Raw genomic sequence first — 23,072 nt, 5'->3', positions numbered from 1 at the left:
GGGGAAGGCCCGGCACAGGGCTCACCCCGCGCGCGGCCAGGTGAACGGTCAGGGGCTGAGATCCAGAACGCGGATCGGCAGACCGGTCCACTGGTCAGGAACCGCCGTCGCGACGACCGCGCCGTCGGGCCGTTCGGCGGTGGGTAGCGCCGCGTACTGCGAGTGCGCCGCAGCCCACGTCTTCTCGCGGGCCACAGTCAGGGCCGCCGGGAGATCCAGATGCAGGACCGTAACGCCCGGTAGGGCGGCGATGTGCTCCGCAGTGCCCGGCCGGGTACGGTCAGCTTCGACCAACGCGCACGTCGTGGCGTACAGGAACCAGCCCGGCTCGGCGTGCGCGCGGTGGATCAGGCGGGACGCCAGAACATTGCCCTGCCCCGCTGCCGCCATCGCCGTCTCATCCAGGACGATGTGCATCGCCTCATTCACCCCTGGATCAACCGCGCCAGGCGTCGGTCCAGTTCCTCGTCGAGGTCCCGCTGCTCTGCGGCGGTCGGGTCATAGCCGCTCCAGTCCCGCAGCGCGGCGCGGGCCTGTTCCGCACGCTCCGTGCGTTCCTGCGGGGTCAGCAGGGTTTCGGCGAGGCGGGCCAGGTAGGCGCGGAGCGACAACCCCTCGGCAGCGGCTATGGCAGCGAGGCGCTCCTTGGCTTCCTCGGGAATACGGACGTTGGCGTCGGACATGATGGCGCTCCTTCCCATGCCTCAGGGTACGGGTACGTACTCGTACCCGTAGCGGGACCGCCGGACGCGGATGGGGTTTGAGGAGCGCGCTCCCGCCCGCGCACCCCCTCCGTCGGCAGTGCGCCCTTCGGACGTTCCTCGCGCCCGGGAATGGGGCAGTCCGTGGGACGACAGCAGGTGTGGTGGACGCCCGGAACCAGGACGTCCGTCGGCCTCCTGCCGTACGGTCGTGGGCATGAGTGCAGACCAGGCGACGGTACGGATCGACAGCTGGATCTGGTCGGTCCGGCTGACCAAGACCCGGTCGCTGGCGGCCTCGGCGTGCCGGGCCGGTCATGTGCGGATCAACGGTGAGCGGGTCAAGCCGGCCCACCCGGTGCGCAACGGCGACCAGGTGCGCCTGCGCATCGCCGGACGCGAGCGCATCGTCGTCGTCTCCCGCCTGGTGAACAAGCGGGTCGGTCCTCCCGTCGCGGTGGAATGCTATGTGGATCACAGCCCACCGCCGCCGGCCGACACCGGCGTCAGCCCGACCGGCGACCGCCGCCGCGACGCCGGCCGCCTGACCAACCGCGAACGCCGCGAACTGGACCGGCTGCGGGGGCGCCCGTCACGGTAGGGCCGCACGCCGGGGCGGGTGTCCATGGGCTGAACCGGATACGGCTGGACCAGCGACGAGTCCCCGCCGACGGCTTGGGAGTACCCGGCCGTCGGCGTACCGGCACCGGGCACGCCGACGACCGGGCAGGACCGGCTCAGAGCACCGTGTGCGGGTACTGCTCGGCGCGGTGCTGGAAGGCCAGGACCGCTGGGTTCTGGACCGTGCCGCCGCGGATCTCGATCGCCCGTCGGATCGTGTTGTCGCTGTCCCAGCCGGCCGGTCCTGCGAGCACCGGCCGCAGGAACGGGATCAGCGCCTCGCTGTTCTCCCAGGTGGCCGCGTCCCACAGGTAGGAGGGGCTGTGGTCCACGCCGTAGTGGCGGACGTGGTCGCCGACGGTGAACATCGGGTCGTCGAAGGTGGTCGGCCGGGCCCAGGTGAAGCCCATGCCCTCGTCGCAGGAGACGTCGATGACGAGGGTGCCGGGCGCGAGCTTCGGCAGGTCCTCCTCTATCAGGAACATCAGCGGCGCCGCGGTGTCCTGGAGCACGCAGTTGACGATGATGTCGTGCCGGGCGAGGAACTCGGCCAGCGGCTCCGGGCCGTGCTCGGTGAGCGCGACGCTGCGCCGCGGGTCGAGGGTGTCGTCGGCCTCGTCGTGGTCGAAGTGCACGATCCGCGCCGAGTGGATCGGTGAGCTGACGGCGGTGACGCCGCGGGCAGTCAGCACGTCCACCGCGTGAACGCCCAGCGCGCTGAGCGCGGTGACCGCGCCGCGGGCCGTGGCGCCGAATCCGATCACCACCGCACGGCGCCGACGCCCGTAGTCACCGGTCGAACCGGTCAGCTGCATGGCGTGCAGCACCGACGAGTAACCGGCCAGCTCGTTGTTCTTGTGGAAGACATGCAGGTTGAACGAACCCTCGCGGGTCCAGTGATTCATCGCCTCGAAGGCGATCACGGTGAGCCTGCGGTCGATGGCGGCCTGCGTGACCTTCTGGTCCTGCACGCAATGCGGCCACCCCCACAGCACCTGCCCGTCCCGCAGCTCCGCCAGATCCTCGTGCAGCGGTTTGGCCAGCAGGATGACGTCGCATTCCGCGATCAGCTCCTGGCGTGAGCCGAAACCGGCGACAAGCGGTGCGAGTTGACTGTCCGGAACGCCGAAGCGTTCTCCGTAACCGGTCTGCAGATGGATGCCGGCCCGGAGGTCGGCGTCGATACGTCCGAAGTGCGCTGGGTGGATCGGCAGGCGGTGCTCGTTCTCTTTGCGGGACTGCGACATGATTCCGAGCTTGAGCTGCTGCAAAGTACCCCTTTGGTTACGCCCTGTTTAACACACCCCGGGGCCGCGGGGCCCCGGGCCGACAGCACTTCTCCGGACCGGGGTGTCCTGATGGGCTCGACCCCGGTGTCTTCAGGGCGGTGGATCGCCCTTTCGGCGTACTCGCGCTGGTCGCGGGCGGCAGTCTGCGGAGTGGATCGTTCGGCAGAAGCCGTGCGACGACGTCGGTACGGCCGCAGCGACGGCGCGCTGGGATTCTGGGCGCCGGGGCTTGAAGCTGCCGCAGCGGAAGCTTCTACCGTCCTGACCAGGGCCGGAAAGACCGGCCCGGTGAAGCACTCGTGAGGGAGGCGGCGATGGCCTGGCCGACTGCGGAGGTCGCCCGGATGTCGGGCGTGACGGCTCGGACACTGCGGCACTACGACGAGATCGGTCTGCTGCCGCCCGCCTGGATCGGTACCAACGGCCACCGCTACTACGAGGAAGCCGAGTTGCTGCGATTGCAGCAGATCCTCGTCCTGCGTGCGCTGGGCCTGGGGCTGCCCGAGATCGGCAAGGTTCTGGCCTCGCAGGTCGACGAGGTGGATGCCCTGCGGGGCCACCACCGTCGGCTGCTCGCCGAGCGCGACCGGCTCGACGCCCTGGCCGGCACCGTCGCCCGCACGATCACCGAACTGGAGCATTCCAGGAGGGGCGGCAGACCCATGACCATCAACCGACCGGAGAACCTCTTCGAGGGGATCCAGCCCGCCCAGTACCAGGCGACCCTGCAGGACTTCCCGGAGCTGGCCGGGGCGATCGAGCGGCACACCGCGACGATGAGCGAGGCCCAGGTCGAGGCCGGACGCCGCGAGCGCACGGCCCAGATGATCCGGCTGGCCGAGCTGATGGCCGCAGGCACCCCGGCGGACGCCGAACCCGTGCAGGCCGAGATCGACGCCCAGTACCAGGCGCTCTCCGAGCTCCTCGCCGTATCCGCCGAGGAGTACCGCGCGCTGGGGCGTGCCTGCGTGGAGAACGAGCCGTGGCGCGCGGCCTACGAGTCGATCGCGCCGGGCCTGGCCGCCTACCAGCGGGACGCCATCGAGGCGTACGCCACGACCCGGCTGAGCTGAGCCGGAACAGGGCCGCCGCCACGGGAAAAGGCCCGCAGCGGCGGCCCTGCGGTGTGAACGCGCGAGTCCGCCCCCGGACGTGCCGGGGGCGGACCGCTCTGCCCTTCAGGTACGTCTACAGACCGTGGCCGAACCGGCCCTCGCGCACCGCCGCCACGAGGCCGGCCACCTGCTCACGGCTCAGCAGCAGGGCGGGGCCGGACGGGTCCTTGCTGTCACGGACGGCGACCGTTTCGTGATCGACAACGCCGAACTCGACGCACTGCGCTCCGGTATCGGACCGTGATGACTTCCACCACGCAACGGCCAGCGTCGACGCGTTCTCCATGTGGCTCATGCCTGATCCCTTATCTCTGCGATGCGTTCGGTGGATGCCTCCACCGGCAGTGCGGCGGCGCGCAACCGCTCGAAAGCCGCCCGGTAGATGCCCACCTGCTCCGGATTCTCGACGTACAAGGTCGAGGTCAAGCTTTCCGTGTGGGCGACATCGAGGTCCGTATGTCCCTCGAAGCCGAGGACCGAGTAGGACCCGATCTGCCCCACATGGGGCGGAGTCCGTGTCGGCAGAATCTGGATGTTGACGTTGGGACGACGGCTGAGCGAGAGCAACCGCGACAGTTGCTCGCGCATCACTCCGTCACCGACGCTCTTCGCGTGAAGTGCACCTTCAGCGATGATCGCCCAGAGGTCGATCGGCTGTTCGCGTGTGAGAACCGCCTGTCGGGCCAGGCGGACCTCCACGAGTGCGTCAACCTGAGCTTCGACAGCGGCTGACATGGCAGTGGCTGTGATGATCTCCCGCGCGTACTCACCTGTGTGAAGCAGCCCCGGAATTGCGCCCATCTGCCACGTGCATACAGAAGTCGCTTCGGCCTCGAGGCTGATCAGGTCTTCGTAGACCGGTGAGAGAACGCCGCGATACGACTGCCACCAGCCGCGTTGTCCACCCTCGCGGGTGAGCGCGAGCAGGGCCGTCCGCAACTCGTCGTCGGTGACCTCGTACAGGTCGAGCAGATGGCCGATGTCGTCGGGCTTGGCCGCGCTCCGGGCGGTTTCCAGGCGTGACAACTTGGCGATGGTGAGGGGACGTTCGGTGGATGCGGACTTCTCCGCCACGTCCTCAAGCGTCAGTCCGCGCCCGTCGCGTAAGGCGCGGAGCTTGGTGCCGAGTCTGCGCCGACGCACGGTCGGTGCGCTCACGTTGCCCTCCGCTCTCGAATCCTGACGGACAGTCTGCCGTGTGCGCTTGGCCGGTGTCATCTGCGATGGCACCCACGGGTGGCACCTTTCGCATTCATCTGTAAATTCTCACTCTTTCGTGAGATTGGGTGCGGTGCGTGCGGATGCCGGAGCACGCTGTGACGCGAAGATGTAGCTCGTGCCGTTCCGGTGTGGTGACCCCTGCGTCGGTGCAGCACTTCCCATGAGGGGATCTGCGTGATGACCATGCATCAAGGTCCGGACAGGGCAGCCAGTTGCCCACCCGCATCGGATCCGTCGCCGCAGGCCGTCTTTCCGAGCGAACCCGGGACGGTCGGGCACGCGCGCAGCTATGCCCGCGAGGTCATGGAGCGCGACCTGCCCGGCGTCGACCCGGAGTTCGTCCGGGATGTGCAGCTCGTGGTCTCCGAGCTGGTGACCAACGCCGTTCGCTACGGCACCGAGCCCGGTGACTTCGTCGCCCTGGCGGTCGTGGTCGGCACGGGCCGCGTACGCATCGAGGTGCACGACCCGGTGCGGAAGCACCCTCGTTTACGGCCGGAGTCCGACGAGCGGCAGCGCGGACGGGGTCTGCTCATCGTGGACCGGCTTGCGAAATGGGGTGTCGATGAGCGCCCCTTCGGCAAAGTGGTGTGGGCGGACATGAGCTGGTGAGCGGGGCTCGCCCAGCTCTTGCCTGTGCACGCGGAAAGTGCCTTCCTGCTGTGGTGGCAGAAGGCTTGGTCGAGCCTCATCAGCCCAGCTCGGAAGGCACTTTCGCGATTGCGCTCAGCATTCGGACGCCACCGCGAGTGAAACGCGGAGGTCAAGGAATCAAAGGGAACGAACAGCCACTGCTCTCAAGGGATTCCGGGTCGTAGCAGCAGATGTGACGGGAGGGCGCACGTCTTTCACGGCGCGGTCGTCCTCGCCGCGCTCCGGCCCGTGGCTCCGGTGAGGACCTGCCGGACCCGTCCCTAATCGCGGAGGGCGAGGTTGCACCCGTTTCGGGCCTGCCTCAGGTGCACGCCATCGATCTTGTCAAGTTCATCGACGCACTTCGAATGCGTGACGATCGACGTGCCGAGTCGGCAGGCCCACTTCGCGTGGGGGAGCTCGCCCGGCGACGTGACATGTCCGTTGATGTATGTGTAGCAGTCCAGCGCGTCCGCCTGCGCCGGTGTGGCGGTGGCCACGCCGCCGAGAAAGAGGCCGGCGGCCGCCAGGCTTGCCGTGGTCGCTCCCGCGAGCAGCCTACTCACTGTGAACACGTGGATACCTTTCTTCAGGTGCCGAAGTGGACCGTGCATGCGGTCCACGCGTTGCGCCATTGCGCAACCACGTTCAGCCGCGATCGCTGCTGCTGCGGCGGCTCGCGTGGCTACGTCCCGTGGACGTCGTGGTCGGCTCCGGTCGCCCTCGACTCTCGTGGCAACGGGACGGGCAGTCGATAGCACAGAGTCCACGCCTTGTTGGCTCTGAATGAACAGGCCTCGAGGCTCAACGTGCTGACGGGGCATTCCTCAGCCCCGCGGTATCCGCCCCTTGCTCTCCATCGCCGCCCGTACCCGCTCCTCCGCCAGGCTGCGGCCCGCGCCGTGCGGGGTGGTGCCGCGGCGGTGGGCCTCCTCCAGGACCGTGGTGGCGTTGGCGCGCAGGCGGGTGGAGACCGCGTCGAAGATGTTCCCGGCGTCCGGGCGGAAGCCGGAGTAGCGGGCGTCCATGGCGAAGGCCGCCGCGACGACACCGCCCGCGTTGGCGACGATGTCGGGCACCACGGCCACGCCGCGGTCGGCGAGCACGGACTGCGCGGACGGGGAGGTCGGCAGGTTGGCGCCCTCCACGACGAGCCGGGCCTTGACCCGGTGGGCGGTGTCCTCGTCGATGACGTCCTGGAGCGCGGCCGGTACGAGGATGTCGCAGTCGACCGTCAGCTCGCCGCCGGGCGGCAGCGCCGTGCCCCGGGGGTGACGGGTCACGAAGGCGTCGCCGTGTTCCGCGCGGGCGCGGAGGAGTTCGGGGACGTCGAGTCCGGTGGGGTCGTGCAGGGCCCCTTCGGCGGTGGAGACGGCGACGACCGTGGCGCCCAGGTCGGCGAACCGCTGCGCCGCCGCGCTGCCCACCGCGCCGAAGCCCTGGATGGACACGCGGGAGCCGGACAGCGCCAGCCCCAGCGTCCCGGCCGCGGCGTCGGTGGCCTCGGCGACCCCGTAGCCGGTGACGCCGAGCTTGTCGTAGGCCACCCCGCCGAGGTGTCCGGGCGTGCCGACGGCCGCGCCGCGGTCGCCGAGTTCGTCCTGGATGATCGCGGCGTCGTCCTCGGTCAGGCCCATGTCCAGGCCCATCACGTACTCGCGGGGCACCTCGTTGGACAGGGCGCGGGCGAAGGCCCGCAGGATCGCCTCCTTGTCGGGCGACGCCGGGTCGGCGACGATCCCGGCCTTGGCGCCGCCGTAGAAGAGGTCGACACCGGCCCACTTCCACGTCATCACCCGGGCCAGCCGGGCGACTTGGGTGACGGTCACGGCCGGACTCATCCGGGTTCCGCCCTTGCCGATGCCACGGGCGGTGTTGTCGATGACCAGCACGCCCTTCATGCCGGTACGGCGGTGGGAGACGACGACGATCTTCTCGGGGCCCCAGTCGTCGACGAGGGAGAGCGAGTCGGTCACGGTGGCGGTTCCTTCTTCCTCAGGGGATACGGGAGGGATACGGGCGCATGACGTCGGAGGTGCGGTGGCGGGGCGGCCGGCCTACGGGGTACGGGCCGCGGGAGCACGGGCTGACCCCGCATCTCCCGACGGCCCCGCCGCCTCCGCCGGCAGCCCCGCGGCGATCAGTTCGGCGAGGTGGGTGCCGGTCCGTTCGCTGCGCTGGCCGATCTGGGTGCGGCAGCTGAAGCCGTCGGCCAGCACCACGGTGTCGGCCGGGGCGGAGCGCACCGCGGGCAGCAGGACCTGTTCGCCCGCGGCCACGGACACCTCGTAGTGGCCGCGTTCGAAGCCGAAGTTGCCCGCCAGGCCGCAACAGCCGGACGGCAGCACGGTGTTGTCGACGCCCATGCGGTGCAGCAGGGCGCTGTCCGCGTCGAAGCCGGCGGTGGCGTGCTGGTGGCAGTGCGTCTGGCTGATCGAGTGGGCGGCCACCTGCGGGGGCTGCCAGTCGGGGGCGTCCCGCGTGAGCAGTTCGGCGAGGGTGACGGTGGCGCCGGCCACGGCGCGGGCCATGGGGTCGTCGTCGAGCAGCTCGGGCAGGTCGGTGCGGAGAGCGGCGGTGCAGCTGGGTTCCAGGCCGACGACCGGCGCACCGGCCTCGACGGCGGGGCCGAGCGCCCGGATCGTGCGCCGCCCGATCCGCCGGGCCACCCCCAGCTGGCCGGTGGTGATCCAGGTCAGCCCGCAGCACTGGGTGCCGTCCGGGACCTGCACCCGGTAGCCGGCGTGTTCCAGGACCCGTACGCCCGCGCGCAGCACCTCGGGGCTGAAGTGGTTGTTGAAGGAGTCGGTCCAGAGCACGGCCGGTCCCCGTGCCCCGCTGCCCTCGGGGGCGCGGCGGCGGAACCAGGCCAGGAACGTCTCGTCGGCGAAGCGCGGCACCTCGCGTTCGGCGGCGATGCCGCCGAGCCGTTTGAGCAGTGGGGCCAGCCGGGATCCGGTGACGGCGTTGACCAGGCGCGGGGCGCGGGCGGCGGCCCGGGACAGCAGCGGCAGCCAGCCCATCGAGTAGTGCGACGCGGGGCGGAGCCGGCGCCGGTAGTGGTGGTGCAGGAACTCCGACTTGTAGGTGGCGACGTCCACGCCCACCGGGCAGTCCGTGCTGCACCCCTTGCAGGACAGGCAGAGGTCCAGGGCGTCCCGGACCTCGGTGGAGCGCCAGCCGTCGGTGATGACCTCGCCCTGCGTCATCTCGTACAGCAGGCGGGCGCGGCCCCGGGTGGAGTCCTTCTCGTCCCGGGTGACCCGGTAGCTGGGGCACATGACGTCGCCCCGCTGCTCGGTGGTGCGGCACTTGCCGACGCCGACGCAGCGGCGGGTGGCCTTGGCGAAGTCTCCGCCGTCGCCGTGGAACGGGAACACGGTGGCCAGCGGCAGGGGAGTGCGGTGCGGATCGACCCGCAGATTGCCGTCGAGGGGCAGGGGCCGCACGATCATGCCGGGGTTGAGGCCGTTGTCCGGGTCCCAGACGTCCTTGAACCGCTCGAACAGCCCCATCACCGCGGGCGGGTACATCAGGGGGAGCAGTTCGGAGCGGGCCTGGCCGTCGCCGTGTTCCCCGGACAGCGATCCGCCGTGCTCGGCGACGAGTTCCGCGGCCTCGGTGAGGAACGCCCGGAAGACGGCCGTGCCCTGCTCGGTGGTGAAGTCGAAGTCGATCCGTACGTGCAGACAGCCCTCGCCGAAGTGCCCGTACACCGCCCCGTGGAGGCCGTGCCGGTCCAGCAGTCCGGTGAAGCCGCGCAGATAGGAGCCGAGCCGCTCGGGCGGCACCGCGGCGTCCTCCCACCCGGGCCAGGCCTCGGAGCCGTCGGGCAGCCGGGTCGCCAGCCCGGCGCCGTCCTCCCGGATGCGCCACAGCTGCCGGGCCCGCCCCGGGTCGGTGACGGTCTCGGCACCGGTGAAGCCGTCGGCCTGCTCCGCCGTGCGGGTCAGCGCGTCCGCCGCCGCCGGGAGGTCTCCGGCCTCGCCGCCGAGTTCCGCGAACAGCCAGGCCCGGGCCTCGGGCAGGGTGTCGATGGTCTGCCGGGTGGCGGGCCGGGTGACGATGTCCGTCAGCGCGTGGTCCAGGCCCTCCAGCGCGAGCAGCGGATGCCGCAGCAGGTCCGGTACGGCGTCGGCGGCGGCGCAGGAGTCGGCGAAGCCGAGCACGACCAGGGCGCGGGCCGGGGGCGGGGTGACCAGGCGGACCGTCGCGGAGAGGATCACCGCACAGGTGCCCTCGCTGCCCACCAGGGCCCTGGCGAGGTTGAACCGCCGCTCGGGGAGCAGGTGTTCCAGCCCGTAGCCCGAGACCTGCCGGGGGAACCGGCCCAGCCCGGTGCGCAGCACCTCCAGGTTGCCCTGGGCCAGCCGGTCCAGGGCGCCGATGAGCCGGCCGCGCTCGTCGTCCGCGGCGACCGCGGCGTCGATCTCCGCCCGGGTCATCTCGCCCACGGTGAGCACCGTGCCCCGGTAGGTGAGGACTTCGAGCTCGACGACGTTGTCCACGGTGCGGCCCCACGCGACCGAGTGGGAGCCGCAGGCGTTGTTGCCGATCATGCCGCCGAGCGTGCAGCGGCTGTGCGTGGACGGGTCGGGGCCGAACAGCAGACCGTGCCCGGCCACCGTCGCCTGGAGGTCGTCCAGCACCACACCGGGCTCCACGGTCGCGGTCCGCGCCGCGGGGTCGACGCCGAGCACCCGGTGGCAGTGGCGGGAGAGGTCGAGGACGACGCCGGGACCCACCGCCTGGCCCGAGGTGCTGGTGCCCGCTCCCCGGGAGGTGACCGGCACCCCCAGCCGCCGGCAGACCGCGACCGCGTTGATCACCTGCTCGCGGCTCCGGGGGAAGACCACGGCCAGTGGCACCTGCCGGTAGTTGGACGCGTCGGCGGAGTACTGGGCGCGGCGGCCGGCGTCCGCGGCCACCTCCCCGCAGTCCGCCAGGGCCAAGGCCTCCGCCACCGCGGCCGGGTCGGACATCCGGCCGCTGTGCTCGGCAGTCGTCGCCACGTCTCTCGCTCCTTCTGCTCACGGATCACCGCTGTGACCAGGGCCTGTCCACCATGGGGTCCGGCTTCCGGGCCTCACAAGGGCCAGCAGCACGACAGAAATCATGGTCCAGGCCAAGGAATGCTTGGTCTCACTCCGGGGCGGGGGTACCGTGCTGCGGGACACCCCGCAACGACGGCCGGAAGCGCGTCACCACCGCCGGTCGCCCCGTCACCACCGTCGGCCGGTCCTCGGACCCGGCCGCCCGCAGCGCACCGGGACCGCCCCCGAGGAGCCCGTATGCTCAAGCCCCTGCATCTGCTCACCCTGCGCGCCGTCTGCCAGAGCGGCTCGTTCGCCATCGCCGCCCGCGACCTCGGCTACACCTCCTCCGCGATCTCGCAGCAGATCGCCGCCCTGGAGAAGGAAACCGGCCTCGTCCTCTTCGAACGCGAGGCCCACGGCATCCGCGCCACCACCGCCGCCCGCCGGCTGGTCGACTCCAGCGCCCGGGTCCTGGCGGCGCTGGACGATCTGGACCACCACGTACGGGAGTTGGCCACCGGCACCGTCGGCCGGCTCCGGCTCGGCAGCTTCCCCACCGCCAGCGTCCGGCTCGTCCCCGCGGCGCTCACCGCCTTCGCCGCCTCCCATCCCCGGGCGGAGATCCTGCTGGAGGAGGGCGAACCCGACGAGCTGCTGGGGCCCCTCGCCGACGGCGACCTGGACGTGGCCCTGGTCTACGAGTACGGGCTCAGCCCCCGGCAGTGGCCCGACGGCCTCACCGCCCGCCCGCTGCTGCGCGAGGACCTGCTCCTGCTGCGACCCCGGGACAGCGGCCTGGGCGCCGACCTGCCGGAACTGTCCGGCGCCCGCTGGGTGACCAGCCGCGAGGGCACAGCCGGGGCGCTCTCGCTCACCCGGCTGTGCGCCGCGGCCGGATTCACCGCCGACGTCGGCTTCCGCAGCAACAACTACGACGTCGTACGGGAGTTGGTGTCCGCCGGGTTCGGCGTGGCGGTGGTGCCCGCGCTGGGCCACCTCGACGACGAGCGGATCCTCGCCACCCGGCTCACCCGCCGCTCCGCGCACCGGACCGTGGTGGCCCTGCACCGCGAGGCGGGCAGCAACCCGCTGCTCGGGGCGGTGCTGGGGGCGCTGCGCCACGCCGTTCCCGGCGACGCGGATCACCTGCTTCCGGTCGGCTCCTGAGGCGGCGCCGCAGCGGCGGGCGCCGGCTCGTCGGAGTCGGACATCTCCTCCAGCGCGTCCAGGTCGACGGAGCCGCCCGGCATCACCCGGCGGGTGCGGCGGTAGCCGTAGGCGGCGTAGATGACCAGCCCGACGACGAGCCAGGCGCCCAGCCGCAGCCAGGTCTCCCAGCGCAGGAACGACATCAGCCACACGGAGAAGAGGATCCCCAGGACCGGGGTGAACGGCATGCCCGGGCAGCGGAACCCGCGGCTGAGGTTCGGCTTCCGGTAGCGCAGGATCAGCACCGCCGCCGAGACCACGACGAACGCCAGCAGCACGCCGATGTTGGTCAGCTCGGCGACGGCGTTGATCGGCAGCAGCCCCGCCAGCACGGCGGAGATGATCCCGATCAGCCAGGTGGCGCGGTGCGGGATCCGCCGCTTCGGGTGGATGGCCCCGAACCAGGCGGGCATCAGCCCGTCCCGGCTCAGCGCGTACCACAGCCGGGACGCGCCCATCATGAACGAGAACGTCACGGTGACGATGCCGATCACCGCGCCGACCGCGATCACATTCGCCAGGCCGGACAGGCCCACGCTCTTGAAGGCGCTGGAGAACCCGCTGGTGGGGTTGAGTTCGGAGTAGTGCTGCATCCCGGTGAGGACCAGACAGGCCAGCACGTACAGCACCATCGAGATGCCCAGCGACAGCAGCATCGCCTTGGGCAGCTTGCGCCGGGCCTCGATGGACTCCTCGGCGGCGGTGCTCAGCGCGTCGTAGCCGAACACCGCGAAGAACACCGTGGCCGCACCCGTGAAGGCACCGCCGAAGCCGAACGGCGCGAACGGCTGCAGATTCCCGGCGTCCACCTTGGTCATCCCGACCACCACCACGACCAGCACGATCGCGATCTTGACGATGGTCAGCACCGTCTCCACCCGGGCCGAGGTGCGGGTGCCGCGGGTGAGCAGCCAGGCCACGCCCAGACAGATCAGCACCGCCACCAGGTCGATGCGGTGGCCGTCACCGGTGCCGGGCGCCCCCAGGGCCCAGGTGGGCAGGTGCACACCGACGGCTTCCAGCAGGAAGCCCATGTAGCCGGACATGCCGATCGCCACCACCGCGACGATCGCGGTGTACTCCAGCAGCAGGTCCCAGCCGACGATCCAGCCGACGACCTCCCCCAGCACGGCGGCGCAGTAGGTGTAGGACGAGCCCGCCTTCGGGACCATGCCCGCGAACTCGGCGTAGGCGAAGGCCGCGCAGAGCGAGGCCACGCCCGCGACGAGGAACGAGATGACGACGGCCGGCCCGGCGACGTCCCGGGCGACCGCAGCCGCCAGGCTGAACACCCCGGCACCGATGATCGCCCCGATGCCGATCATGGTCAGCTGGGTGAGGCCGAGGGTGCGCACCATGCGCTCCCCGGAGGGCTGTTCGGAGGGCAGGGTGCGCCGGAAGATGCCACGGGGCCCTCTGCCCAGCAGCTCCGGCAGCTTCGCGTGTGAAGTCTCGGTGGTGGACATCGCTTCTTCCTTGTCCGGCGAACGGCGGACCCGGCGGCCGCCGCCGTGGGGTGGGTCACCACGTGGCTGAAAACCATTGCCCACGACGGGCGGCCGGGAGAAGACACCGCAGAGCGACACCTTCCCGGCCTCAGGGCAAGAAAGAGTGGGGCTGACGGAGGGAGGGGAGTCCGCAGTGCGCGGGGAGGCCCTCGACGCCGGGCAGGAGGGCCGGTGCCCGGGAGCCGCGGCTGCCGTTACTCGGTGCGGCACAACGCGCACGTCGATCGAGAGCCCACGGCTGCGCCCGATGCGCTCTGCCCCCGGGCGCTCCCGGCGCTGCGGCCCGGAGCTCTACCAGGGGACGGTCTCGCCGTGGAGATCCAGGAACTGCAGGCCGGGGGCGCCGGCCTGAGCTTCGAGGACGTCGACGACGGCCGGAATGCTCTCCTGCGGGGCGAGCGGCGCGTCGGGTCCGCCGAGCCGCGTCCGATTGTGGCCGGGGTCGATGAGCAGCTTGGTCTGTCCGTCGTCGGCATGGCGGGTGGCGTAGCTGCGCATCAGCTGGTTGAGCGCGGCCTTGCTGGCCTTGTAGAGCTCGTAGCCGTCCTCGGTGTTGCGCGAGACGCTTCCCTGGTCGGAGGACATGACCGCAACCGTGCCGCCGGGCGCGACGAGGTCGCGGAGGGCCTCGAGGACGCGCAGCGGGCTCAACGCGTTGGTGATCATCACCTCGGTGAACATGTCGGTGGAGACCTCGTCGATCGGCAGGTTGCCCCGGTCGACTGCGGCGTTGACGAAGAGCAGATCGAGTCGGCAGCCGTCCAGGCGCTCGCGCAGAGCGGCCAGTTGGCCGGAGCTTGTCATCTCCAGGGATTCGACCTTCAGCTGTCCCTTCCAGGCTTCGGCATGCGCGGGTAACTCGCCGCCTTCCGTGCGCGTCGTGGCGATGACGCGCCAGCCGCGTCGGGCGAGCTCGTCGGCGAGGACGAGCCCCAACCCCCGAGAGGCGCCGATGACGAGGGCGTGGCGATGGGGCGTGGCGGACACATGCACTCCTTTGTTGTGGGTGCATGCAGACTAGACGCGGCGTTGCGTCTAGGCAATGCCGTGGGACTGCTGACGGGTAGGGTGTCCCGCATGCCCGCCGCCAGCTCCCAGCCCCGCAGGCCGCGCTCCGGCAACCGGCGCGACGAGGCCGCCCGTCTGGCCGTGCTGCATGCCGCGGACGATCTGCTCGTCGAGCACGGCTTCGGCGCTCTGACCGTCGAGGCGATCGCGCGCCGGGCCGGCGTCGCCAAGCAGACGATCTACCGCTGGTGGCCCTCGAAGGTCGAGATCCTCCTCGACACGCTCATCGAGGACAGCGGCAAACGCCTCCCCGTCCCGACGGAGCGGCCAACGGCGGAAAGCATCCGTGGCTACCTGCGTGCGCTCGCGCGATTCCTCACCCGCGACCCCGCCGGCAAGGTCCTGCTCGCGCTCATCGCCGAGGCCCAGCACCATCCCGACACGGCCGAGCGCTTTCACCAGCGCTACCTCGGGCCGCGGCGTGCCCAGGAACGCGACATGCTCGCGCGCGCCATCGACGCCGGCGAGGTCTCGCCCGGACTCGGCCCCGACGCCACGCTCGACGCTCTCGTCGGCCCGATCGTCTACGGCGCCCTGACGGGGGCGAGCGTCCCCCGCGGCCTGGTGGACACCCTGGTCGACGCCCTGCTCAGGCCCCGCCCGGACTGAGTCTCCGCTTCACCTGTGCGTCGGCCCCCGATCGGGCCGGCGGCTGGCGCCTGGCCTGAACGCAAGCGCGCGCGGGCGATGCCGGTGGCGGTTCGCAGGGGATCGGTGAGGGATACGAGCCGGGCCGAAGGCCCGCAGCGTCACACGAGTCCCGGAGGGCCGGCCTCCCCGCGGGCGTGGTCCGCCGGTTCCCGAGGGCCGGCCTCCGCGCGGGCGTGGTCCGCCAGCTCCCCCAGAATGCCGACCAGCGCCATCACCGTCGGCCGGAACTCCGCCGAGGCCCGTACCACCACGACGATGTGACGCTCGATCGTCTCCTCCAGCGGCACCACGTCGAACCGGGACGACCGCAGCCGCAGCATCAGGTCCGTCACCGTGCTGACCCCGATCCCCGCCTCGACCAGGGCCAGGGTCGCGGCGGTGTCCGTCACCACGTGCCGGACGTCCGGCTCCACCCCGGCACGCCGGCAGGCCGTCCGGACCGCCCGCCCGTAGTAGCTCTCGGCCGACGGCAGGATCCAGCCGAGGTCGCGGGTGCCGGCCAGCGAGACCGCCTCGGCGCCCGGCATCGTCCCGGTCGGCACGGCCAGCGAGAACCGCTCCCGGTACAGCCGGCGCAGCCGCAGCGCGGGGTTCCGCGGAATCGGGACGTCCGGGTAGTCCAGGCCCAGGGCCAGGTCCACCGCCCCGGCCGCGACCGCGCCGAAGACCTCGTCGACGTCCATGTCCTGGCTGTGCACGCTCAGCCCCGGATGCCGCCGCCGCACCTGCTGCAGCGCCAGCGGCAGGATCTCCGCCGCCGCGGTCGCGAACAGGCCCACCTGGAGCACCCCGGCGATCTCGCTGCGGGCCCGCTCCATCGCCTCCACGGCCTCCGCCTCGGTGGCCAGGATCCGCTCCGCGTGCGCGGCCAGGGTCACCCCGGCGTCGGTGAGCTCCACCCGCCGCCCCACCCGGCGCAGCAGCTCCATCCCCGTCGCCTTCTCCAGCGCCGCGATCTGCTGGGACACCCCGCCGGGCGTGTAGCCCAGCGCCTGGGCGACCGCGGTGATGGTGCCGCGGCGGGGAAGTTCCACCAGGGAGCGCAGCTGCGCACTCGTCCATTCCATATAGCAACGCTAATGGATCGAGAGGAAGAACCGTTCATGGACGTCAACGGTCGGGGGGATGCACGATGGCTCCGAGCCGCTGATCAGCAATCTCTCCCGTCATGCACCTCCCGTCATGCACTGGCACCGCCCGGTCACCGCGAGCACCGCTCACGCCCGGCGCAGGCCAGGAAGGGAACGGCCCGTGTCCATCTCAGCCACATCCAGCCCCGTCCCCGAGACGGCCGACGTCGTGATCGTCGGAGGGGGCGTGATCGGCACCAGCATCGCGTTCCACCTCGCCGAGGCCGGCGTCACCGACATCGTCCTCGTCGAACAGGGCACGCTGGGCTGCGGCAGCTCCGGCAAGCCGATCGGCGGCGTCCGCGCCCAGTTCTCGGACCCGCTCAACATCGAGATCGGCAACCGCAGCCTCCGCGCCTACCAGGACTTCCCCCGCCGCCCCGGCGCGGACATCCGGCTCGACACCGTCGGCTATCTGTTCCTCCTCACCACCCCGCAGCAGGTCGCCGACTTCGAGGACTGCGTCGCCGTGCAGAACCGGCTCGGCGTCCCCAGCCGCATGATCGGCCCCGACGAGGCCCGGCGGCTGTGCCCCTACGTCAGCACCGACGGCCTGCTCGCCGCGGTCCACTCCCCGGCGGACGGCCACGCCCGCCCCGGGCTCGTCGTCGACGGCTACGCCCGGGCCGCCGCCGCGGCCGGCGCGGTGATCGCCCCGCACACGGCCGTCACCGGCATCGACACCCGCGGCGACCGGGTCTCCACCGTGCACACCAGCCGCGGCCCGGTCCGCTGCAACACCGTCATCTGCGCGGCCGGCGCCTGGTCGGCCCGGATCGGCGCCATGGCGGGCGTGGACCTGCCGGTGCGCCCGGTACGGCGGCAGCTCGCCTTCACCGCACCGCTCGACCCCCCGGCGCCCCGGATCCCCTTCACCATCGACTTCGCCACCAGCGCCTACTTCCACAACAGCGACGACGGGCTGCTCCTCGGGCTGGCCGACCCGCGCCAGGCCGAGGGGTTCGACACCACCTGGACCCCCGAGTGGCTGGAGCTGTTCCGCGCCGCCGCCCGCCGCCGCGCCCCTGCTCTGGCGGAGATGGAGACCGCGGGCGGCTGGGCCGGCCTCTACGAGGTGACGCCCGATCACAACGCCCTCATCGGCCGGGCCGCCGAGCCGGACAACTTCCTCTACGCCACCGGCTTCTCCGGCCACGGATTCCTGCAGGCGCCGGCCGTGGGGGAGATCGTGCGCGATCTGCACCTGGGGCGGACACCACCGGTGGACGTCACCCCGCTCGGGGTGGACCGTTTCACCGCAGGTGCCGATATCCGGCCCGAGGCCCACATCGTCTGAGCCCCGCACCCGGCCCGTACCGGCCCGGTTCCGAGTCCTCCGAGCCCCGCACCGAAAGGCAGCCCCGGTCATGATCAGCCAGTGGCAACTGCGCGCCGCGTTCGCCCAGCGGCTCTCCGACATGTACGGACGGGAGGTCCCCGCCTACACGACGCTCGTCGACGTCTCCCACGAGGTCAACGGGGATGTGATGTGCGCCGCCGGGGCCGAGGCCGAACGGCTCGGCTCCATCGGCCGGGTCACCGCCGAACGGCACGGCGCCATCCGCGTCGGCACCCCGGACGAACTCCAGCAGGTCGCCCGGATCTTCGGTGCCCTGGGCATGCACCCGGTCGGCTTCTACGACCTGCGCGAGGCCGCCGCCAGCGCCGTACCCGTGGTCTCCACCGCGTTCCGCCCGGTCGACGCCGAGGAACTGGCCCGCAACCCGTTCCGGGTGTTCACCTCGATGCTCACCCCGGCCGACCCGCGGTTCTTCGACGACGACCTCCGCCGCCGGCTGGAACGCTTCCTCGCCGAACGGCAGCTCTTCCCGCCGGAACTGCTGGACCTGGCGGACCGGGCGGAGGCACAGGGCGGCCTGCCCGGGACCGAGGCCGAACGCTTCCTGCACCTCGCCGTCCGGGCCTTCGAACTCTCCACCGAACCGCTCGACAAGGCCTGGTACGAGACCCTGGAACGGGTCTCCGCCGTCGCCGCGGACATCGGCGGCGTCCGCAGCACCCACATCAACCACCTCACCCCCCGCGTCCTCGACATCGACGAGCTCTACCGGCGGATGACCGACCGCGGCATCGCCATGATCGACACCATTCAGGGCCCGCCGCGCTGGGACGGGCCGGACGTCCTGCTGCGCCAGACCTCGTTCCGCGCCCTGGCCGAGCCCCGCGCCCTGCGCACCGACGACGGCGAGGTCACCACCGGAGCGCTGCGGGTGCGCTTCGGCGAGGTGGAGGCGCGCGGCATCGCCCTCACCCGGCGGGGCCGCGCCCACTACGACGAACTGCTCGCCCGCGCCGACACCCTGGCCGCTCAGGACCCCGGCGCCGACCGCGGCGCCGTCCTCCGCACCCTGTGGGAGCAGCACTTCCCCGGCACCGAACGCGAACTGGCCGCCCGGGGCCACGGGTTCTTCACCTACCACGCGGTGCCGTCGGCGGGGACCGGGAGCGCGGGGCCCGTCCCGACCCCCGACGGCGGTCCGCCCACGCTCGGCGGACTGCTCGACGCGGGGCGGCTGCGCGCCGAACCCATCGTCTACGAGGACTTCCTGCCCCGGTCGGCGGCCGGCATCTTCCAGTCCAACCTCAGCGGCGAGGGCTCCCGGGACGACGCCCGGTCGGCGGTCGCCTACGACAGCGACTGGCTCTCCGGCGCCATCGGCCGCCCGGTGCTCGACCCGTTCGCGCTCTACGAGGAACAGCGGAACGCCTCCCTGGCCCAGGCCGCCCGGGACCTCGGGCTCCCCGGTGTCCCCTCCGCGGAGCCGGCGGCGCCCGCGTCTCCCGGGGCCCCGTCCACCGGACCGTCCGACGCGGACCGGCCGGACCGTGCCTGACACGCGACCTGAGGGGAGCCACGCCGGCCGAAGGAACCCGCCCGGGCCAAGGAACCCGCGCCGGCCGAGGAAACCCACGTCGACCGAGGAAACCCGCGCCGGCTGAAAGAGCCACCGCCCACCGCACCCGACGCGCCGCGTCCCCGCGACCGGACCGGCCGTCACCGCACACCTGACCTGACGCGACCACCCACCTGAAAGGCAGGACACCATGACCGCCACCGCCATCAGCCTCCCCACCACGGAGGCGCTGCGCGAGACGGCCCGCACCGCGCTGCGCCGCGTCGGCGCCGAACTCCCCGAGGGCACCGACTTCCCCGCCCGCACGCCGGTCACCGGCGAGGACCTGTTCGGGCTGCGGGCCACCACGGCCGACGAGGCCGACGACGCGATCGCCGCGGCCCACCGGGCGTTCCGGGACTGGCGCGTCACCCCCGCGCCCCGGCGCGGGGAGCTCGTCCGCCGCCTCGGCGAACTGCTCCGCGAGCACCAGGGCGACCTGGCCGACCTCATCACCATCGAGGCGGGCAAGATCCGCTCCGAGGCGCTCGGCGAGGTCCAGGAGATGATCGACATCTGCGACTTCGCGGTGGGCCTGTCCCGGCAGCTCTACGGGCGCACCATCGCCTCCGAGCGCCCCGGCCACCGCCTCGCCGAGACCTGGCACCCGCTCGGCGTCGTCGGCGTGATCTCCGCCTTCAACTTCCCCGCCGCGGTGTGGTCGTGGAACACCGCCGTCGCCCTCGTCTGCGGCGACACCGTCGTCTGGAAGCCCTCCGAGCTCACCCCGCTGATCTCGCTCGCCTCCGCCCGGCTGCTCGCCCGCGCCGCCGAGGACGTCGGCGCGCCCCAGGACGTGCACCGGCTGCTGCTGGCCGACCGCGTCATCGGGGAGAAGCTCGTCGACGACTCCCGGGTCGCGCTGGTCAGCGCGACCGGCTCCACCCGCATGGGCCGGGAGGTCGGCCCGCGGGTCGCCGCCCGCTTCGGCCGCAGCCTGCTCGAACTCGGCGGCAACAACGCCGCCGTGGTCGCCCCCTCGGCCGACCTCGACCTCGCGGTCCAGGGCATCGTGTTCGCCGCCGCCGGTACGGCCGGACAGCGCTGCACCACCCTGCGGCGCCTCATCGTCCACCGCGACGTGGCGGACACTCTGATCACCCGGCTCACCGACGCCTACCGCAAGCTCCCCATCGGTGACCCGTTCGACGACGGCACCCTCGTCGGCCCGCTCATCTCGGCCACGGCCCACGACGCCATGCAGGACGCGCTGTCCCGCGCCCAGGCCGAGGGCGGCAAGCTCCTCGTCGGCGGCGGCCGGCGGGTCTCGGACACCGCACCCGGCGCCGCCTACGCCGAACCGGCCATCGTCCGGATGCCCGCGCAGACCGCCGTCGTCCGGGAGGAGACGTTCGCCCCCATCCTCTACGTGCAGACGTACGACACCCTGGACGAGGCCATCGCCCTGCACAACGATGTCCCCCAGGGCCTGTCGTCCAGCATCTTCACCCGCGACCAGCAGGAGGCCGAGCGCTTCCTCTCCGCCGAGGGCTCCGACTGCGGCATCGTCAACGTCAACATCGGCACCTCCGGCGCCGAGATCGGCGGCGCCTTCGGCGGGGAGAAGGAGACCGGCGGCGGCCGCGAGTCCGGCTCCGACGCGTGGCGCGCCTACATGCGCGCGGCCACCAACACCGTCAACTACTCCAGCGAGTTGTCGCTCGCGCAGAACGTGAGCTTCCTGTAGGGGCGGTTCCGGCGCTCCGGGCCGGGGCACCGCGGTGGCGATGACCGCCGCGGGCCCCGGGGCCGGGACGGCACCACGGGACAGGGGCCTCGGGCCCTATACGGCAGTACGGGAGAGGGCCTCGGACCCCGGCCGGGAGCGCGCCGGGTCGCGGGATGCCATGGAGCGCCGGAGCCCGGCGGCCTGCGCGGGGTCTTCAGAGCCCGGAAGAAGACTTCGGGGTCGCGACTGCGGCCAGTGCGTACGCTCCGCTCGTTTCAGGATTGATGAGTCAGCCTGGTGGCGGTGCCGGCGAGGGCGGCCAGGGCGATGCAGACCGCCATGACCGCTGCCATCGGTGCGGGACTGCGGGTGCCGAACAGCCCGACCAGCGGGGAGGCGGCTGCCCCGAAAAGGAACTGGCCGCTGCCCAGGAGAGCGGAGGTGGCTCCAGGTGCCGTGCGCCCGCGACTTTGGGCGACGGTGACCACGGCGGGGAAGAAGACCCCGAACGCGGTGAGGGTGAGCAGAAGACACAGCCATGTCACGGCCATGGTGCTGCCGACGGTCACCTGCACCAGCAGCAGGGTTGCTGGGCCCGTCATCGCCGCCACGGCACCGGTGATGAGGAGGGTTTCGGCGGACCAGCGTTTGGCCAAGCGTCCGCAGGCCAGGCTGCCGGCCATGTTGCCGACGGCGTTGACGCCGTAGACGAGACTGGCAAGGCTCGGGGCGAGTCGGTAGACGTCCTGGAAGACGAAGGTGGTCCCGGCGATATAGGCGAAGACCGCTGCCCCGCCGAAGGCCAGGGTCAGCACCGGGGCGATGACGGCGCGCTGGGCGGCGACCTGTCCGATGGTGCGAAGGCTGCCCGCCAGTCCTCCGGTCAGGCGCGTGTGCGGCGGATGGGATTCCGGGACCCACCGCAGTACGCCCAGGGTGAGGAGCACGCCGACCAGGGCGAGGGCCGCGAAGAGGTAACGCCAGGACACCACCAGCAGCAGAGCTCCCCCTGCCAGCGGGGCCAGGACCGGGGCCGAGGCAGTGATCGCTCCTAACCGGGAGAAAACCGTGGCGAGTTCACCGTCGTCGAACAGGTCGGCGACCACCGCGCGGGCGATGACGATCCCGGCCGCTCCCGTGAAGCCCTGCCCCACCCGCGCCGCGTTCAGTACGGGCAAGGTCGGGGCCAACGCGCACACAACGGAGAAGAGGACGAAGAGCAGGGTCCCCGAAACGAGAACCGGGCGGCGCCCGACCGCGTCACTGAGCGGTCCCAGGATGAGCTGTCCGGCGATGATGCCCGCCAGGAAGCAGGTCAGGGACATCTGCGCGCCCGAGGCATCGGTTCCCAGCGAACGGGCCAGGTCCGGAAGCCCGGGAACGTACATGTCGGTCGCCAGCGGACCGGCCGCGCTCAGCCCGGCCAGTACCGTCAGCAGCCGCGCCCGTTGTCGGGACGCGACGCGGGGGGCGTGACGAGGCCGGACTGCGTCCTCAGTGCGGTGAGTGGTCATAGCGGGGGAGCCGCCCCCTCCGCGTCCGCGGACGTGTGTGCCGGCCTGCTTCGCGCCTGAGTGGCGACCTCGGCCGCAGCCACCTGCTCCAGGAGCCCGGCGGCGATCCGCAAGACGTCGCGCTCGGCAGGCGACAGCGTCTGACGCAGCGCGTCCGCCAGCCACATGTTGCCGTCTCGGACGTGCTGCTGCAGTGCGTCCCGCCCCGCATCCGTCATCGCGATGTTCTGGCGGCGCGCGTCCACCTCACTGCGCGAGCGGCGGATACGCCCCTGTTCCTCCAACTCGTTGAGCACCCGGGTCAGGGACTGCACCTGCAGCCCTTCGACGGCGGCCAGTTCGGAAGGCGTCAACGCGCCGCTGTGCCGAAGGTTCGCCAGCACCGAAGCAGCCAGTCGGGTCAGCGCCCGGCCGCTTCCCGGCTGCTCGGCGCGGAGCCGAGACGCCAATCGGGACACCCCCCACCGCAACGACTCGGCCAGCCGGAGATCCATCTTCGCTTGACTGTCTGTGTCTCTCTCCACAACTAGAAAGCTAAAGCTTGGTATCTGGAACCTGCAACCCTTACGTATCCCCTTCTTTGTGAAGCGTCAGCTTGTTTTCGCGTGGCGGCTTACGGGCTGACCCGCGATTGATCTCGGGGCGTGCCGGCCTGGGGGTTCGGCTGGCTGATGGTTCAGCAGTCGCCGGCCGGCCCGTTACCGGGGCTCTTGCAGAAAGCCCCGGCGTTCACGCCGGGGATGAATGCATCTCAAGGCTGCTCTGACGTGCAGGTCAGAGCGGGCGTTGTTG

Annotated in this window: 21 protein-coding genes; 8 read left to right on the top strand and 13 right to left on the bottom strand. The window is 71.9% G+C overall.

What is annotated here, in order from left to right:
* Positions 1-48: 48 nt before the first annotated feature.
* Positions 49-417, bottom strand: a complete 369-nt coding sequence (locus ACFYYR_RS29040; RefSeq protein WP_388859936.1) for a hypothetical protein — start codon at positions 415-417, stop codon at positions 49-51.
* Between the two features lie 8 nt (positions 418-425).
* Positions 426-683: a hypothetical protein gene (locus ACFYYR_RS29035; RefSeq protein ID WP_388860168.1), complete on the bottom strand. Its 258-nt coding sequence runs from the start codon at positions 681-683 to the stop codon at positions 426-428.
* A gap of 118 nt (positions 684-801) precedes the next feature.
* On the opposite strand from ACFYYR_RS29035, the gene ACFYYR_RS29030 reads away from it, so the two are divergent.
* The gene (locus ACFYYR_RS29030; protein ID WP_388859933.1) at positions 802-1,302 is read left to right on the top strand and encodes an RNA-binding S4 domain-containing protein; all 501 of its coding nucleotides are present in this window, start codon (positions 802-804) and stop codon (positions 1,300-1,302) included.
* A 136-nt stretch (positions 1,303-1,438) separates the two neighbouring features.
* Here ACFYYR_RS29030 and ACFYYR_RS29025 read toward each other — a convergent pair whose 3' ends face one another.
* Positions 1,439-2,593: a N(5)-(carboxyethyl)ornithine synthase gene (locus ACFYYR_RS29025; RefSeq protein ID WP_388859930.1), complete on the bottom strand. Its 1,155-nt coding sequence runs from the start codon at positions 2,591-2,593 to the stop codon at positions 1,439-1,441.
* A gap of 332 nt (positions 2,594-2,925) precedes the next feature.
* Between ACFYYR_RS29025 and ACFYYR_RS29020 the strand changes: the two genes are divergently transcribed.
* Positions 2,926-3,684 (top strand): MerR family transcriptional regulator, encoded by a 759-nt coding sequence (locus ACFYYR_RS29020; RefSeq protein ID WP_388859927.1) that lies wholly within the window; start codon positions 2,926-2,928, stop codon positions 3,682-3,684.
* Positions 3,685-3,799: 115 nt separating this feature from the next.
* On the opposite strand, the gene ACFYYR_RS29015 is transcribed toward ACFYYR_RS29020, so the two are convergent.
* Both ACFYYR_RS29015 and ACFYYR_RS29010 read right to left on the bottom strand, forming a co-directional pair.
* Positions 3,800-4,021, bottom strand: a complete 222-nt coding sequence (locus ACFYYR_RS29015) for a DUF397 domain-containing protein (RefSeq protein WP_388859924.1) — start codon at positions 4,019-4,021, stop codon at positions 3,800-3,802.
* The gene (locus ACFYYR_RS29010) at positions 4,018-4,884 is read right to left on the bottom strand and encodes a helix-turn-helix domain-containing protein (protein ID WP_388859921.1); all 867 of its coding nucleotides are present in this window, start codon (positions 4,882-4,884) and stop codon (positions 4,018-4,020) included. The genes ACFYYR_RS29015 and ACFYYR_RS29010 overlap by 4 nt, the downstream gene beginning before the upstream one ends.
* A 240-nt stretch (positions 4,885-5,124) precedes the next feature.
* Here ACFYYR_RS29010 and ACFYYR_RS29005 point away from each other — a divergent pair, with 240 nt between their 5' ends.
* Positions 5,125-5,559 carry an ATP-binding protein gene (locus tag ACFYYR_RS29005; protein WP_388859918.1) on the top strand — a complete coding sequence of 145 codons (435 nt, stop codon included), beginning with the start codon at positions 5,125-5,127 and terminating at the stop codon, positions 5,557-5,559.
* Positions 5,560-5,861: 302 nt separating this feature from the next.
* Here the strand turns inward: ACFYYR_RS29005 and ACFYYR_RS29000 are convergent, their stop codons facing one another.
* The 3 genes from ACFYYR_RS29000 to ACFYYR_RS28990 form a co-directional block, all read right to left on the bottom strand.
* The gene (locus ACFYYR_RS29000; RefSeq protein WP_388859915.1) at positions 5,862-6,215 is read right to left on the bottom strand and encodes a hypothetical protein; all 354 of its coding nucleotides are present in this window, start codon (positions 6,213-6,215) and stop codon (positions 5,862-5,864) included.
* Positions 6,216-6,407: 192 nt separating this feature from the next.
* On the bottom strand, positions 6,408-7,556 hold the full coding sequence (locus ACFYYR_RS28995; protein WP_388859912.1) for a Glu/Leu/Phe/Val dehydrogenase: 1,149 nt from the start codon (positions 7,554-7,556) through the stop codon (positions 6,408-6,410).
* An 81-nt stretch (positions 7,557-7,637) separates the two neighbouring features.
* Positions 7,638-10,562 carry an FAD-binding and (Fe-S)-binding domain-containing protein gene (locus ACFYYR_RS28990; protein ID WP_388860165.1) on the bottom strand — a complete coding sequence of 975 codons (2,925 nt, stop codon included), beginning with the start codon at positions 10,560-10,562 and terminating at the stop codon, positions 7,638-7,640.
* A gap of 309 nt (positions 10,563-10,871) precedes the next feature.
* Between ACFYYR_RS28990 and ACFYYR_RS28985 the strand changes: the two genes are divergently transcribed.
* Positions 10,872-11,783, top strand: coding sequence for a LysR substrate-binding domain-containing protein (locus ACFYYR_RS28985; protein ID WP_388859909.1), 912 nt, complete (start codon positions 10,872-10,874; stop codon positions 11,781-11,783).
* On the opposite strand, the gene ACFYYR_RS28980 is transcribed toward ACFYYR_RS28985, so the two are convergent.
* Both ACFYYR_RS28980 and ACFYYR_RS28975 read right to left on the bottom strand, forming a co-directional pair.
* Complete coding sequence (locus tag ACFYYR_RS28980) at positions 11,759-13,183, bottom strand: amino acid permease (RefSeq protein ID WP_388860162.1); 1,425 nt, start codon at positions 13,181-13,183, stop codon at positions 11,759-11,761. The two genes, ACFYYR_RS28985 and ACFYYR_RS28980, sit on opposite strands and share 25 nt — an antisense overlap.
* Positions 13,184-13,624: 441 nt before the next feature.
* Entirely contained in the window at positions 13,625-14,320 is a 696-nt protein-coding gene (locus ACFYYR_RS28975; RefSeq protein ID WP_388859906.1) for an SDR family NAD(P)-dependent oxidoreductase, read from the bottom strand.
* A gap of 90 nt (positions 14,321-14,410) precedes the next feature.
* On the opposite strand from ACFYYR_RS28975, the gene ACFYYR_RS28970 reads away from it, so the two are divergent.
* Positions 14,411-15,010 (top strand): TetR/AcrR family transcriptional regulator, encoded by a 600-nt coding sequence (locus ACFYYR_RS28970; protein ID WP_388859903.1) that lies wholly within the window; start codon positions 14,411-14,413, stop codon positions 15,008-15,010.
* A 140-nt stretch (positions 15,011-15,150) separates the two neighbouring features.
* On the opposite strand, the gene ACFYYR_RS28965 is transcribed toward ACFYYR_RS28970, so the two are convergent.
* Complete coding sequence (locus ACFYYR_RS28965) at positions 15,151-16,119, bottom strand: LysR family transcriptional regulator (RefSeq protein ID WP_388859900.1); 969 nt, start codon at positions 16,117-16,119, stop codon at positions 15,151-15,153.
* A 190-nt stretch (positions 16,120-16,309) separates the two neighbouring features.
* On the opposite strand from ACFYYR_RS28965, the gene ACFYYR_RS28960 reads away from it, so the two are divergent.
* The 3 genes from ACFYYR_RS28960 to ACFYYR_RS28950 all read left to right on the top strand — a co-directional run bounded on the left by ACFYYR_RS28960 (position 16,310) and on the right by ACFYYR_RS28950 (position 20,784).
* Positions 16,310-17,479 (top strand): NAD(P)/FAD-dependent oxidoreductase, encoded by a 1,170-nt coding sequence (locus ACFYYR_RS28960; protein ID WP_388860159.1) that lies wholly within the window; start codon positions 16,310-16,312, stop codon positions 17,477-17,479.
* A gap of 70 nt (positions 17,480-17,549) precedes the next feature.
* Positions 17,550-19,037: a 2-oxoadipate dioxygenase/decarboxylase family protein gene (locus ACFYYR_RS28955; protein WP_388859897.1), complete on the top strand. Its 1,488-nt coding sequence runs from the start codon at positions 17,550-17,552 to the stop codon at positions 19,035-19,037.
* A 211-nt stretch (positions 19,038-19,248) separates the two neighbouring features.
* On the top strand, positions 19,249-20,784 hold the full coding sequence (locus ACFYYR_RS28950) for an aldehyde dehydrogenase family protein (RefSeq protein WP_388859894.1): 1,536 nt from the start codon (positions 19,249-19,251) through the stop codon (positions 20,782-20,784).
* A 257-nt stretch (positions 20,785-21,041) separates the two neighbouring features.
* Here the strand turns inward: ACFYYR_RS28950 and ACFYYR_RS28945 are convergent, their stop codons facing one another.
* Positions 21,042-22,280, bottom strand: a complete 1,239-nt coding sequence (locus ACFYYR_RS28945; RefSeq protein WP_388859891.1) for a multidrug effflux MFS transporter — start codon at positions 22,278-22,280, stop codon at positions 21,042-21,044.
* A complete protein-coding gene (locus tag ACFYYR_RS28940; RefSeq protein ID WP_388859888.1) occupies positions 22,277-22,774 on the bottom strand; it encodes a MarR family winged helix-turn-helix transcriptional regulator in 498 nt (165 codons plus the stop codon). The genes ACFYYR_RS28945 and ACFYYR_RS28940 overlap by 4 nt, the downstream gene beginning before the upstream one ends.
* Positions 22,775-23,072: the final 298 nt, after the last annotated feature.

The sequence above is a fragment of the Streptomyces sp. NPDC001922 genome (assembly GCF_042891165.1).
GTDB lineage: Bacteria > Actinomycetota > Actinomycetes > Streptomycetales > Streptomycetaceae > Streptomyces.
Note: the sequence above shows the minus strand (reverse complement) of the source record. Positions and strands in the feature narration are given on the sequence as shown.